A 13,169-nucleotide genomic window follows, 5' to 3' on the forward strand; every position below is an offset into this window, starting at 1 on the left:
CCCGGTTCCAGTGGCGGGTCGGCACCCGCTTTCAGCGCATCGCCGCATCGAGCGCATCGGCCAGGCGGCGCACGCTGCGCTCCGGGTTGTGCAGCTTTTCGAGCCCGAACAGGCCGATCCGGAAGCTCCGGAAATCAGCCGGCTCGTTACATTGCAGGGGTACGCCGGCCGCCGTCTGCACGCCGACCGCAACGAATTTCCTTCCCGACTGGATGTCCGGGTCGTCGGTGTAGCTGACGACCACACCCGGCGCCTGGAAGCCTTCGGCGGCGACGCTACGGAAACCCTTGCCGACCAGCATTTCGCGCACCCGTCGGCCGAGTTCCCGCTGTTCTTGGCGCACACGTTCGAAACCGTAGCTCTCGGTCTCCAGCATCACATCGCGCAAGGCGGCCAGGGCATCGGTCGGCATCGTTGCGTGATAGGCGTGACCGCCGTTCTCGAAAGCCTCCATGATCTGCATCCACTTTTTGAGGTCGCAGGCGAAACTGGTACTGCTGGTCGCGTCTATCCTGGCGCGCGCCCGCTCGCCGAGGACGACCAGCGCACAGCACGGCGAGCCGGCCCAGCACTTTTGGGGGGCACTGATCAGCACGTCTACCCGGTTGGCGACCATGTCCACCCATAGCGCTCCGGAAGCCACGCAGTCGAGCACGAACAGCCCGTCCACCGCGCGCACCGCTTCACCGACAGCCTGCAGGTAGTCGTCCGGCAGAATCATCCCCGACGCGGTTTCGACGTGTGGCGCAAACACCAGCGCCGGCTTTTCGTCGCGAATGCAGGCGACGACCTCGGCGATCGGCGGCGGCGCGAACGGCGCCTGAGGCTCGTCGGCCAGCCGACGAGCCTGGAGCACGATGCTGGACGAAGGAATCCGCCCGCTCTCGAAAATCTGCGTCCAGCGGTAGCTGAACCAGCCGTTGCGAATCACCAGACACTTCCGGTCGGTGGCGAACTGGCGAGCCACCGCCTCCATGCCGAAAGTGCCGCTGCCGGGAACGATGATCGCCGTGTGGCCTTTGTAGACCGTTCTCAGAATGCGCGAAATATCCTTCATGACGCCCTGAAAGCGTTTCGACATGTGGTTCAGCGCCCGGTCGGTGTACACCACCGAGTATTCGAGCAGGCCGTCGGGATCGGGTTGGGCTAGCAGAGCGGGCACGATTGCCTCCAGTGGGTCGAGCGAGTGGGTCGAATGCGTCGCGACGCGAGACGGGGAGGATAACCCCAAGACGCCGCACGGCGCCAGTCGGCGAGCACCGTCTCGACCGGCTGCGGACCAGCGCGGACCGGCGAAGCGAACGGACGACCCCTTTTCCACTAGAATTCGGCCCATCCGCTCGCTGCCGCCCATGCGGCAGCGCCCAACTCAAGACCGGGAACCTCGATGGCCGGAGCCAGCCTGCTTGCCCTGATAGACGACATTGCGACGATCCTCGACGACGTCGCTCTGATGACCAAGGTCGCTGCCAAGAAGACGGCCGGCGTACTGGGCGACGATCTGGCCTTGAACGCGCAACAGGTATCGGGCGTGCGCGCCGAGCGCGAGTTGCCCGTCGTCTGGGCAGTCGCCGTCGGATCGCTCAAGAACAAACTGATTCTGGTTCCGGCGGCGCTCGCCATCAGCCGCCTGCTGCCCTGGGCGGTCATACCGCTGCTCATGCTGGGCGGCCTCTACCTGTGCCTGGAGGGAGTCGAAAAACTGCTGCACCGCTGGCGGCATGCTGCCGCGCCCGGTGCCGCACCGCCCACTCGGGAAATGGCAGCGGTCGACGAAAGCATCGACCTCGCCGAACTGGAAGCCGACAGGATCAAGGGAGCGATCCGCACCGATTTCGTCCTCTCGGCCGAAATCGTCGTCATCGCCCTCGGCACGGTGGCCGAAGCGTCCTTTGCGACGCAGGCGGCGGTGCTTTCGGCCATTGGACTGCTGATGACGGCCGGCGTCTATGGCGTCGTCGCGGGCATCGTCAAACTCGACGATCTGGGGCTCCATCTGCTGACCCGCCGCGGCGCGCTGGCGCACGCTGTCGGCCGCGGACTGCTGCTTGCCGCGCCGCGCCTGATGCGAGCGCTGACCGTAATCGGCACGGCAGCCATGTTCCTGGTCGGTGGCGGCATCCTGGCACACGGCATCCCGCCAGTGCATCACTGGATCGCGCAGACAGCCGCGCTGGCCGGCGCCGCGGCGCCCGCTGGCGGCGTCCTCGAGGCCACCAGCGGGCTGCTGCTCGAGGCTGCCGTCGGGGCCGTCGGTGGCGGCCTGACGCTGCTCGTCGTGCAAGCGGCGACGGCGCTGCGCGCCAGGCTCGGCCGCGCAAAACCTTAGACAAGACGGCCGGCCGCGCCGCTACCGGCCAGACCGCTCATCGGACCGCCGTCAGCCACTCCCGGTGACGCTCGTCCCGCCCGCCGACACAGTCGAAGTAGCGACGCTGCAGTTCCCGGGTCCACGGCCCCGGCGCACCACTGCCGATGCGTCGGCGGTCGATCTCGACGACCGGCGTGATCTCGGCGGCGGTTCCGGTGAACAGCACTTCATCGGCGCAGTACAGTTCGTCGCGCGTGATGCGCCGCGCGACGACGGGGAGGCCCGCTTCGGCGGCCAACGTGAGAAGCGTCCGGCGCGTCACGCCGTCGAGCGCGGAGGTCATTTCCGGTTCATGGAGGATTCCCCGTTTGATCATGAAGACGTTCTCGCCGGCGCCTTCGGCGACGAAGCCCTGGGTGTCGAGGAGCAGCGCCTCGTCGTAGCCGTCGGCCTTCGCCTCCCGCGTCGCGAGAATCGAGTTCGCATAGGTCGACACCGACTTCGCGCGGCACATCTGCACATTGACGTGATGGCGGGCGAAGGACGACACCTTGACGCGGATGCCCCTTTCCAGAGCGCCTTCGCCGAGGTAGGTCTGCCACGGCCAGGCGGCGACCACGGCATGCACCTCGGTGCCCAGCGGGTCGATGCCCAGCTTCTCGGCACCGAGGAATAAGAGCGGCCGGATGTAGCCCGCCAGCAGGCGGTTGCGGACCAGAACCTCGCGGCAGGCGGCGGCCAGCGCGGAGCGTTCGAAGCGATGAAGCAGACCGAGGATATGCGCCGAATCGAACAGCCGGTCGAGGTGATCGTCGAGCCGGAAGATGGCCGCCCCGGCAGGGCCCTGGTAAGCGCGTATCCCCTCGAATACTCCGAGGCCATAGTGCAGCGTGTGGGTCAGCACATGCACCCTGGCTTCGCGCCAGGGAACGAAGCTGCCGTTCATCCAGATCCATCCGTCACGCTCTGCCATGTCCATCCTTGTTCTCCTCGGGTCGCCATGGCGTGCAGCATCGCTTGTCCGCCGCGCGCCGGCAAACGAATTGATTGCATGACCGGATGAACGAAATTCACCGGCTGGAGACGAGCCGGCCACGCGGTGGCCCCGTCGCCGATACGGCGCCGAACCGTTCACCGAGCGATGAATTCGCTGCATCGGAGTCATGAAAAAGCCTCGCCCCAGACGCCCGCCGGGCGACCTAGGATAAGGCCTCGATTCCCACCGTCAGGAGAACAGCATGGAAGACCAGCAAAACAAGGACCTCTTGTCTATCCCCGGCCTGGCCGTCCTCGGGGTGCTCAGCGGCGCTCTGTTCATCGCCGCCGGACAGGCCAACGACCAGAAGCGCCTGGTCGGCTTCGACGCGCAGCGCTCGCTGGTTGCCCATTGCCTCCCGGGCAAGGCCACCGTGTTCACCAATGGTGAACGCCAGGCGGTCTTCTTCGAAAGGCCGAACGGTCGTGTCGCCGCGCAACCGATCTTCCGCGACCCGGCGATCAGCCGCCTGCAATGCGACGCTGTGAAAGGCGAAGTGATCGTCACCACGGCGCGCGGCGAGGAAAGGCTGGCGCTCGCCCAGGTGCGCAGCGCCAGCCACACGCTGGCCATGATGCCCTGAGCGCTCAGGCCTCGGCGGGCGAAGCGCCGGCCGGCCTGGCTGCGGCGATCAGCCAGTTGGCGAAAGCCATCACCCACGGCCGGTCGACCGACTCCGGAGTGAGCACGACGTGGTAGCCGCGGTCTTGCGGTGCAAAAGGGAAAGGCATGATCAGGCTGCCGGCCGCGAGATAGGGCTCGACGAGTTTGCCCGGACTGAGCGCGACGCCGTTACCGGCGACGGCGGTTTCGATCATCATCACCGCATCGTCGAACTGCACGCCGCTGCCGGGTTCCGGCCAGTCGAGGCCCGCCGCGTCGAGCCAGGGCCGCCAGGGCAGGCTGGGGTGACGCAGCAGCCTGGCTTTGGCCAGATCGTCCGGCTTTTCCAGGCCGCCGACGCGCGCCGGATAGTCCGGGCTGCACACCGCCACCAGCACTTCGTCGGTGAGTTTGTAGGCCACCAGGCCCGGCCAGTGGCCGAGGCCATAGCGCACGCCGACGTCGACCTCGCCGGACTTGATGTTGACCAACTGGGTCGACGCCGAAAGAATGAGATCGATCTCCGGGTGCTGGCGCTGGAAGTCCGCCAGCCGGGCGACCAGCCACTTGCTGCCGATTGCCGGTGCGACGCTGATGCGCAGCGTATGGCGCACGGCGTGCGTCACGCCGCGTGTCGCCAACTCGATGTCGGCCAATGCCTTGCGGATCGCCCCGAGGTAGACCTCCCCTTGTGGCGTGAGCGCGATGTTGCGGCTGATGCGCAGGAAGAGCTTGACGCCGAGGTCGTCCTCGAGCTGCCGAATGCGATGGCTGATCGCCGACTGCGTGACGCACAGTTCGTCGGCCGCCTTGACGAAGGACTGGTGACGGGCGGCGGCCTCGAAGGCCACGAGGGCATGCAGCGGCGGCAGGCGGAAGGCCATCGCGTGCTAGCGGCGACCGCGCAACTGGCCGGGTGCCAGGCGCAGGTTCTTGAGCGTCAGTTTTCTGAGCGCCGTGGCGTCGGCGTAGCCGACACGGCTCGCCACTTCGCTGATCGGCAAGCGCGTCGCCTCGAGCAGATGCTGGGCGTGTCGCAAACGGACAGACTGGATCACCGCCAGCGGCGTCTGGCCGGTAGCACGCCGCACCCGGCGGGCAAGCGTTTTTTCGGACACGTGCAGCGAATCGGCGAGAGCCGACAGCGACGGCACCTCCGGCAGGCTCTTCTCGATCAGCATCTCCAGCCGCCGCACCGTATCGTCGGTGCTTTGCAGGTGCGACCAGGCCATGTAGCGCGACTGGCTCGGCCGACCGTCGAGCAGCAGATAGCGCATCACCAGGTCGGCGACCTCGAGTCCGTAGTGCTCACCGATCAAGACCAGCATGAGGTCCATCTGAGCCAGCGCCGCGCCTGCCGTGAGAATGTTCCCGTCGCGCAACACCATCTGCGTCGTATCGACCTTGCAGGCCGGGTAGCGCCGCTGGAGGTAAGCGTTGAGACGCCAGTGGGTGGTCGCCCGGCGGCCGGCCAACAGCCCGGCGGCGGCCAGTACCAGCACGCCGGAGCACGAGGCACTGACCAACTCGCCGCTCGCCGCCAGCGCCTGCGCCTTGGCCGCCAGGAGCTGCGCATCCGGCAGCTCGATCCGTCGGCCGACGAGATTCCCGTCGAAACGGCGGGCCGCGTCGGACGCGGCGGACGCTTCGCCGGCCGCGTCCAGCGACGGATGGTCGAGGCCCAGGCCGGGAATGATCAGCGTCGTCCGACCGAGTTCGGTTTCCGCCAGCAAGGGTTCGGCCGGCAACAGGAGGCCATTCGACAGCGGCACCGAAGCGCGGCTGCCGAGCACCCGCCACGCCAGCCGCCGCCGGCCCAGCGCCTCGGCCAGGCGATTCGCCGAGCGCAAGGCATCGAGCGTGACGGCCACGCTGGATGCCAGCGCCCAATCGAGAACCGCAACAGTGAACTCGGGTTCGGCAGCGCTCACGTCTTTTTTCGCCTCAAACAAGTCGTATTGGACACTCGCATCATGAAGCGATCGCTGCTGAAATGCAAGCAGCCATCACGGTTGGAAAAAATAGTCGCTGTCTGGCACGCTCACCTTGAACGGAGAAGGGAATCATGAAAAACACGGGATCTCTCGCCTGGTCGCGACGCACGGGTGGCGCCCTCAGTCCCGGTGACCGCCTGCACCTCGTCGTCCAGGCGCTGCTCGCCCGCCTGACGCGTCTGACGCCGCACAAGCCTCGGCGCATCGGTCTCGAGAGCGACGCCTGGCGCCGCTTCGACGTGGACAGCCTGCGCCTGCCCGATACCGCCGATGCGCGCCGGGCAGTCGAGCACTCCGCCCTGCTCACCCCTGGCTGGCTCCACCAGCACAGCCTGCGCACCTATTTCTGGGCCGCCTTGCTGGGCAAGGCGCGTGGCGTCAGCTTCGACGAGGAACTCCTGCTCGTCGCCAGCGCACTCCACGACCTGGGCCTGGCCGAAAAACCATGCGGCTGTGACTTCGATCATGCCTGTTTCGCCGTCGAGAGCGCCACGGCGGCAGGCCGCTTCGTCGACCGGCTCGGCTGGTCGGCCGAACGCCGCGACCGCGTCGCGGAAGCCATCACCTTGCACCTCAACATCCGCGTCGGCCTGTCGGCCGGCCCCGAAGCCCATCTGCTGCACGCCGGAGCGGCGCTCGATTGCGTCGGCAGCGGGTGGCACGAAATCCCGTCGCCACTCATCGCCCAGGTGCTCGCGCGCCACCCCCGGCAGAGCTTCAAGCAGCACATGAGCACCGTCATGGGCGATCAGGCGAGCGTCCGTTACGCCTCGCGCGCCGCTTTTCTCGGCAGCCAGGGGTTCACCCGTCTGATCCACGCGGCGCCCTTTGCCGAGTGATCGCCCCACCGACGGCGGCGGCTGGCCGGCCTCCGCCGTCGGCGTGCTGCGCAAGCGCAAGCGACGTTTGCCCGTCGCCTTTCGTCATTCAAAATCGCGGCCACCCGCCCTGGTTAGGCCTTGCAGGCCGGCCAGCACGTCACCGACGGGGCGACGCGGCGCCATGCAACAGAGACCGACGCCTTCCTGCACAGCACTTCACTTGAGAAGCCTGGGACAAGCATGAGCGCCAGCGTGACACCCCCCATGGTCGACAACGTACGAGTCGTCGTCCCCGATTCTCTGGATTTGATCACGCCTTACGTCCTGCTGGAGCAACAGGACTGGTTCGAAGACGAAATCAAGTTTCTGCGACGGCTCCTGCAACCTGAGCAAGCAGTCATCGACATCGGCCCAAGTGCCTGCTTATGGCCCCACCGCGCTTAGCGGCTATGCAGGGCTATTACGGCAGCGAAATGGAACGTCCGCAGCGGCTGCGGGCGAAGGTCAAACCTGGACTTCTGGCCTACCGTTCGCCGAGAGCTCGGGCGTCGCGCCTCCGGGATCGAGCCTTGACTGTTGCCATCTGTCCCACATTCCGAAGTACACCCTTTCCAGCGAGCCAACGAAGCGCGGCATGTCGAAGAGCGGACAGCGGCTTTTCTCCTCGGCCAATTTCATCCTCAGGCCCCGCAGTCGCTCGGGGTGGCGCGCCAGCGCCAGAGCCAATTCGTAGTATTCATCGGGCGAGCCGGCAATCAGTTCGCCAAGGCCCGCCGCCTGCAGCAGACTGGCACCCACCCGTCCGGGAAAGGTATCGCCGAGTAGTGCGACCATCGGCACGCCGGCCCACAAGATATCGACTCCGGTCGAATGCGAGTTGTACGGAAACGGATCCAGCGCCAGATCGGCCAACTGCAGGCGCGTCAGGTGGTCAACCCGCGTCTCGACTCGCGGAGCGAAGATCAGGCGCGCCGGATCGACGCCGCGGACCTGCACCTCGCGCCGCAGACGTTCCGGAGCGGAGCCTGCCGGCAGACTCAACCACAGGTAACTGCCGTCGGACTCGCGCAGCAAGCGGCACCAGAGGTCGAAGACCTGCGGGTTAAACTTGTAACTGTTGTTGAACGAGCAGAAGACGAAGCCCTCGGCCGGCAGTCCAGCGTCACGTCGCGACGGTGGCCGACCGAGGGCGATCGTGCTGTCCGCCGGCAGATAGCAGTGCGGCAGATGCGCGATCGTCTCGGTGTAGTAAGGCGCCTGCGACAGAGGCGTGACCACCGGATCGCCGAGAAGATAATCGGCCAGCCTCGGGTGCCCGATCGTCCCTGCGTAACCCAGCCAGTTGACCTGGACTGGCGCACAGCGCAAGGCCAGCGCCTCGGGCCGGCCATCGGCCGTCCAGCCGCTGAGATCGATCAACAGGTCGATCGCGTCAGCCCGGATGCGCTCGGCGGTCTCGCTGACGCTGCAGTCGCGCAGATCGACGAAATGATCGAAAGCCGCTTCCAGGCGTCGTCGAACGTCGCTCTGGTCGTCTGGCCCCATCGAATAGCCGAACACCTCGACGCGCGCGCGGTCGTGCAACTCGATGACTTGCGGCATGATGAAGCCCACCGGATGATTGCGGTAATCGGCCGACAGATAGCCAAGCCGCAGACGCGCCGGTGCCGCCGCACACCTCTTGCGCTCCGTCCAATCGACTGCGGGCGCTTCGAGTATGCTCGCCGGAATGCTGTGGCGAGCGAAATTGGACGCCACCCGGCGCTGCTCCTCGGGACTTGCCCCGGGAAACGACAGGATGACGAAGGGGTTGTCACTCAGTTCCCGATAGCCCTGGCTCAGCGATCTCAGCCTCTCCAACCTTGGCTGCAGTTCCTCCCAGTCGCAGCGCTTGAGGCTCGCGCAAAGGAGCTGCGACAGGACGCCGGGGTTCGCCGGATCGTTCTTCCACAGCTCGTTGAGGCAGACCCAAGCCTCGTCGGTCCGATTGCTGCTGAGCAGTGCGGCGGCCAACTGCTCGATGGCCTCGACATAATCACCGGGATGAAACTCGATCGCCTTGAGGAAGTACGGAACCGCTGCGTCCCACTTGTGCATGCGCACCAGCGCCACGCCGTAGTTCTTGAGCACCTCGGGGTCATCGGGTTTGAGTTCGATCGAACGGCTGAAGCAGGAGATGGACTCATCCCAGCGCATCATCGCCGAAAGCACGATACCGAGGTTGTTGTGCGCTTCCGGGTCCTCCGGGTGGCGGGTCACCGACAAGCGGGTGACCGGCAAGGCTTCTTCGTAACGCCCCTGCCCGATCAGGGCGAAGCCCAGGGCTTTCAGTGCCAGCGAATGATTCGGCTGCACGGCAAGTAGCCGCTTGGCCGCCGCCTCGACCTCGGGATACCGGAATGCCTCGACGAGACGCAGCAGGGCGATACTGTCCGGACTCAAGGTCCGCCGTCCGCCCCTTACGGTCGACTTCCTGCCCGAATGCTTCATCGACTCCCCGGCATTTTCTCCCGCCCGTGGCGGGCAAGTTCGCAGCGTGGCAATTCAGGACTTTCCGACGGCGTGCATGAACGCGACTTCGAGCGACAGCGTCGGGCGCACCTCGAGCAGCACGTGCCCGGCCTGGCGCAGCGCTTCGAGACGCGGCCACAGATCGGCACGCGGCACTTCGCCGATCCAGCGTCCGGAAAAATCCTCGCGCATCCCGGCCACCGGCACCTGGCCGAAGGTGCGGACGAGCACCTGTTCCTGATCGCCGCTGAGTTCGGCCGGCGCGCGCACGGCACGCAGCACGCCCTCGTGAATCAGGCCGAAACGGTCGGCGAGTCGCTCGACGTCATGCAGCACGTGCGAGGTAAAGAAGAGGGTTCCGCCGCTACGCTTGTAGTCGGAAAGAATCTCGACGACATCGCGCCGGCCGATCGGGTCGAGGCCGGACAAAGGCTCGTCGAGCACCAGCAGGCGCGGCTGGAGGCACAGTGCCTGGGCGATCGCCACGCGCTGCGTCATCCCTTTGGAAAAGGAGCGGATCGGCTTGCCAGCCACCGCCGCCAGCCCGAGGCGTTCCAGCCATTGGCGACAGTGCGCTTCGAGCCGGTCGATCTTGACCCGATGCAAACGCATGCCCATCGCCAGGATTTCGAGCGGCGTCAGGTAGTCGTAAAGATAGGGGTTCTCGGGCACGTAGCCCAACCCCAGCCGCGAGCGCGGGTCGTCCACCGGAACGCCGAAGATCTGCGCGCTGCCGGCACTGGCGCGGATCAGTCCGATGAGGATCTTGATCGTCGTGCTCTTTCCCGCGCCGTTTGCGCCGATAAAACCGAAGGCCTCGCCGGCCTCGACGGTCAGCGAAACGCCGCGCAGCGCCAACACCGACGACGGCGTCCATTTCTTGCGATACGACTTGTCGAGCCGCTCGATAATGATGGCGTTGGTCATGGCTTCGCCTGTGCCGTCGGCGTATTGAACACCGGCCATCCGGACGGATCGAGAGCGAACCCGACGCCCAGCGGATCCTGCGGGATCTCGGTCAGCAAACCCGCCTCGACCAGCTCGTCGAGCCGAGCCACACCCTGGCCGTGGCGTTCGCGGTACTGCGTCACGGCGTTCTGCAGGCGCTCGAGATCGCGCAGCCGGCTAGCCCTGACTTGCAGATACCTGCGGAAGTTGCCCGCCGGCGAACCCGCCGCCATCGCCTCGACCATGCCGGCCGCATCACCGGTCTGGTAACCCTTCTCGATCCACAGCGCGGCCATGTTTTGCAGCGCCCACTGGTCCTGAACGCTATCGGTCACTCGCGGCACGCCCTGCAGCAACCAATGCGCCCCGGTCGCCGGGTCGCGGCGAAAATGGTAAAAAAGAAATCCGTAGTGAAAGAGCGGATACCAGTCGAAAGTCCGCGCTGCCGAGGCCCGGCCCAAGACGTACTGCGCGGCGTCGAGCTGGCCATTCCAGGGAAGTATCGCGGCCGCGATGTAATAATTGTCGGCGTGCATCGGGTTGAACCAGGCAATGTCGCGCTGCAGTTTCGCCTGCACCGCGTAGTCCGCTGGCGCCATCCGCCCCGTGTCGGCCACCAGAACGCGAAAGCCGGCCAGATTGGCCGCCAGGTAGCGATCGCCGCCGGCCATCAAGACCTGCGCAAAGCGCGGCAGAGAGATCAGCAGTTCGGGCTCGGTGCGATCCCTGGCAAGACCGGACAGGCGCTGCTGAGCCAGGCCGTAGACCAACAGCGACAAGACCCCGGCCAGCCAAATCAAGGCGCCCAGCGAGCGATGCATCAGGAAAACTCCCGACGTGCGAAGAGCAGGCTGGCGCCGCTTAACAGCAGGGCAATGTAGGCCACGGCCATGCTCACCGACCATATGATCGCCTCGTTACCCGGCGGTACCTGATACATTGCCCATTCGCGCCAGTCGAGGCGCGACAGGTCTGGTAACACCCGCTGGATCAGATCAATCGTCGGTTGGTAAGTACCGAGCAATTGTTGATCGCCGTCGGCACCGCGCGCCAAGTAGTCGACCGTTGCGCCCAGCGCCTTTCCCGCCACCGCGAAAGCCGCCCCAAGCGCCAGAGGCAAAACGGAAACGGTGGACAGCGCGGCGATGCACAGCGAAAAAGCGCCGACCACAGCGGCATCGAGGGTAAGGCCGGCGATCGTGCTCCAGAACGGCAGGCCCAGCGCGGGCGGGAACTCCTGCGCATATCCGCCGCCGGCCAGCAACACGGACAGCAAGAGCAGCAAACCGAGCACCGTCGCCGCCAGCGTCGACAAAATCATGATCGCGACCAAGCGACCGGTCAGGAAAGCGGCACGCGAAACCGGATAGGCAAGCGAGAAGAGGATGACCCGCCGGTCGATCTCGCGTGCCACCAGCTCCTGCACCCAGAACAGGTTCATCAGGATGAGCGAGAATCTGACCCCGGAAAACCCGACGTCCAGCGCCACGGTCTGCGGCTGACGCGGTGAAAAGAACCCCGAAAGATAGGCGACGCCGATCAACAGAACACCGAGGACGAAAACCGCCTGGAAACTTCTCCCCCGCAAGCCGGAACGCAGCCCCGAGACGATGAACTCACGCATGGATGGCATCCAGCAAAGGGGCGCACCCGCGGGTGCGCCCCGATTTCGAAGCCGTACTGGAAAAAGCGTCGACTAGGTCGCCGGACAAGTGGTTGTCGCTGGAGTTGCCGATTGTGCAGTCACTTCCGCCGCCGTTGCCGCAGTCGTCAGGGCAGCGGTACAGCCGCTAGAAGGGCAGTCACTTGCCGCGGCAAGCGCGCAGACGGCCCCGCCGTTGCTCGAGCCGACGAACAGCTTCTTGCCCTTGGCCGATCCCGCACCGACGACAAACAGTGTGCTGCTGGAGTCAACACCGTCCACGAAAGTATTCGCCGAGCACTTCGGTGTGAAGGACACTTGGACGAAACTGCCCGTGGCGACCGACGCCCCATCCTTGGCAGGCCCCCCGGCACAAATGGTCGCGGCATTGGCCGACATTGACGCTACCGCAGCGATGGCAAACACTGCACCAAGAACGATCTTCTTCATGTCATATCTCCTGTCATCATTCCGTGTCGGTTAGCGGGTCGAGTTGCCGATGGCGGCAGTCAACAAGTTGCGAGCGTCCGACTGCGCCGACTTGTCTTCACCTTTCTTGGTGTACTCCGAGAACTGCGGAATGGCAATGGCCGCGAGAATGCCGATGATCGCGACAACGATCATCAGTTCGATCAGGGTGAAACCCTTTTGCAGCTTTTTCATATGAATGAACTCCTTCGCGTTGAGTGCAACGGACAATCCGTCGAACGAGTACTATCAAGTTCCGTGCCAAGATGGAATCTTCGAAAAACCTCGGCTTTTCGCTTCGTTTGATATCACCGACTGCCCATTGGCGTCACCTGCCTGACGAAAAGCGTCAGCACATCCGATGTCGAAGCCTTCCGCAACCAACCTCGAACTCGGATTTAACAGTCGATGTGGCTGTGACGAACCGGTCGTCGGCGCCCGCCGATCAGCGATGACCACTACGGCCGAAAACTGGCGATCGTCGCCGCCGTTAATAGATTCCTCGCATCGGACTGCGCCCCCTTGTCCTCACTCTTCTTCATGTACTCGGAGAACTGAGGCATCGCGACGGCGGCGAGGATGCCGATGATCGCCACGACGATCATCAACTCGATCAGGGTGAAACCTCGTTGTGGCATCTGCATGGATTCAAGAACTTTCCGGTAGATGCGACGGCCAATCGGTCGCGTCGTTGGTTATCCACAAATTGTACGCCATAGCCAAGAGCCAGCGACACGGCCCGCATCTGCTTCTGTGGAATTTGACACGAGTCAATTCGCCGCCGGCTTCCGGCCAATATAATCAACGGCTAATAGTTACCGCCGAAACGGGTCCA

General features: G+C 65.3%; 15 protein-coding genes. 4 read left to right on the forward strand and 11 right to left on the reverse strand.

The genetic code is table 11. The features are described from left to right. Nucleotides 1-31: 31 nt before the first annotated feature. Entirely contained in the window at nucleotides 32-1,162 is a 1,131-nt protein-coding gene (locus tag Q1M07_RS02795) for an aminotransferase class V-fold PLP-dependent enzyme (RefSeq protein ID WP_300450393.1), read from the reverse strand. 225 nt (nucleotides 1,163-1,387) lie between these two features. Between Q1M07_RS02795 and Q1M07_RS02800 the strand changes: the two genes are divergently transcribed. Then, nucleotides 1,388-2,329 (forward strand): DUF808 domain-containing protein, encoded by a 942-nt coding sequence (locus tag Q1M07_RS02800; protein ID WP_300450396.1) that lies wholly within the window; start codon nucleotides 1,388-1,390, stop codon nucleotides 2,327-2,329. 37 nt (nucleotides 2,330-2,366) lie between these two features. On the opposite strand, the gene Q1M07_RS02805 is transcribed toward Q1M07_RS02800, so the two are convergent. After that, nucleotides 2,367-3,290 (reverse strand): branched-chain amino acid transaminase, encoded by a 924-nt coding sequence (locus Q1M07_RS02805; protein ID WP_300450400.1) that lies wholly within the window; start codon nucleotides 3,288-3,290, stop codon nucleotides 2,367-2,369. A gap of 259 nt (nucleotides 3,291-3,549) precedes the next feature. On the opposite strand from Q1M07_RS02805, the gene Q1M07_RS02810 reads away from it, so the two are divergent. Further along, nucleotides 3,550-3,930, forward strand: coding sequence for a hypothetical protein (locus tag Q1M07_RS02810; RefSeq protein WP_300450403.1), 381 nt, complete (start codon nucleotides 3,550-3,552; stop codon nucleotides 3,928-3,930). Between the two features lie 4 nt (nucleotides 3,931-3,934). Here the strand turns inward: Q1M07_RS02810 and gcvA are convergent, their stop codons facing one another. Next, entirely contained in the window at nucleotides 3,935-4,834 is a 900-nt protein-coding gene (gene gcvA / locus Q1M07_RS02815; protein ID WP_300450406.1) for a transcriptional regulator GcvA, read from the reverse strand. Between the two features lie 6 nt (nucleotides 4,835-4,840). After that, nucleotides 4,841-5,881: a helix-turn-helix domain-containing protein gene (locus Q1M07_RS02820; RefSeq protein WP_300450409.1), complete on the reverse strand. Its 1,041-nt coding sequence runs from the start codon at nucleotides 5,879-5,881 to the stop codon at nucleotides 4,841-4,843. Between the two features lie 134 nt (nucleotides 5,882-6,015). Here Q1M07_RS02820 and Q1M07_RS02825 point away from each other — a divergent pair, with 134 nt between their 5' ends. Together Q1M07_RS02825 and Q1M07_RS02830 are read left to right on the forward strand one after the other, a co-directional pair. Next, nucleotides 6,016-6,783 (forward strand): HD domain-containing protein, encoded by a 768-nt coding sequence (locus tag Q1M07_RS02825; protein WP_300450412.1) that lies wholly within the window; start codon nucleotides 6,016-6,018, stop codon nucleotides 6,781-6,783. Nucleotides 6,784-7,017: 234 nt separating this feature from the next. After that, complete coding sequence (locus Q1M07_RS02830) at nucleotides 7,018-7,209, forward strand: hypothetical protein (protein WP_300450415.1); 192 nt, start codon at nucleotides 7,018-7,020, stop codon at nucleotides 7,207-7,209. Nucleotides 7,210-7,269: 60 nt separating this feature from the next. Here the strand turns inward: Q1M07_RS02830 and Q1M07_RS02835 are convergent, their stop codons facing one another. The 7 genes from Q1M07_RS02835 to Q1M07_RS02865 form a co-directional block, all read right to left on the reverse strand. After that, on the reverse strand, nucleotides 7,270-9,207 hold the full coding sequence (locus Q1M07_RS02835) for a tetratricopeptide repeat protein (protein WP_300450418.1): 1,938 nt from the start codon (nucleotides 9,205-9,207) through the stop codon (nucleotides 7,270-7,272). A 102-nt stretch (nucleotides 9,208-9,309) separates the two neighbouring features. Further along, entirely contained in the window at nucleotides 9,310-10,203 is an 894-nt protein-coding gene (locus tag Q1M07_RS02840) for an ABC transporter ATP-binding protein (RefSeq protein WP_300450421.1), read from the reverse strand. Next, the gene (locus tag Q1M07_RS02845) at nucleotides 10,200-11,045 is read right to left on the reverse strand and encodes a hypothetical protein (RefSeq protein ID WP_300450424.1); all 846 of its coding nucleotides are present in this window, start codon (nucleotides 11,043-11,045) and stop codon (nucleotides 10,200-10,202) included. The genes Q1M07_RS02840 and Q1M07_RS02845 overlap by 4 nt, the downstream gene beginning before the upstream one ends. Further along, nucleotides 11,045-11,848, reverse strand: a complete 804-nt coding sequence (locus Q1M07_RS02850; protein WP_300450427.1) for an ABC transporter permease subunit — start codon at nucleotides 11,846-11,848, stop codon at nucleotides 11,045-11,047. Before Q1M07_RS02850 ends, Q1M07_RS02845 begins: the two co-directional genes overlap by 1 nt. Before the next feature lie 72 nt (nucleotides 11,849-11,920). Further along, nucleotides 11,921-12,316 (reverse strand): hypothetical protein, encoded by a 396-nt coding sequence (locus Q1M07_RS02855; protein ID WP_300450429.1) that lies wholly within the window; start codon nucleotides 12,314-12,316, stop codon nucleotides 11,921-11,923. Between the two features lie 30 nt (nucleotides 12,317-12,346). Next, the gene (locus tag Q1M07_RS02860) at nucleotides 12,347-12,529 is read right to left on the reverse strand and encodes a prepilin-type N-terminal cleavage/methylation domain-containing protein (protein ID WP_300450431.1); all 183 of its coding nucleotides are present in this window, start codon (nucleotides 12,527-12,529) and stop codon (nucleotides 12,347-12,349) included. Between the two features lie 263 nt (nucleotides 12,530-12,792). Next, complete coding sequence (locus Q1M07_RS02865; RefSeq protein ID WP_300450433.1) at nucleotides 12,793-12,978, reverse strand: type IV pilin protein; 186 nt, start codon at nucleotides 12,976-12,978, stop codon at nucleotides 12,793-12,795. Between the last annotated feature and the right edge of the window lie 191 nt (nucleotides 12,979-13,169).

This window comes from Accumulibacter sp. (genome assembly GCF_029255285.1).
Classification (GTDB): domain Bacteria; phylum Pseudomonadota; class Gammaproteobacteria; order Burkholderiales; family Rhodocyclaceae; genus Accumulibacter.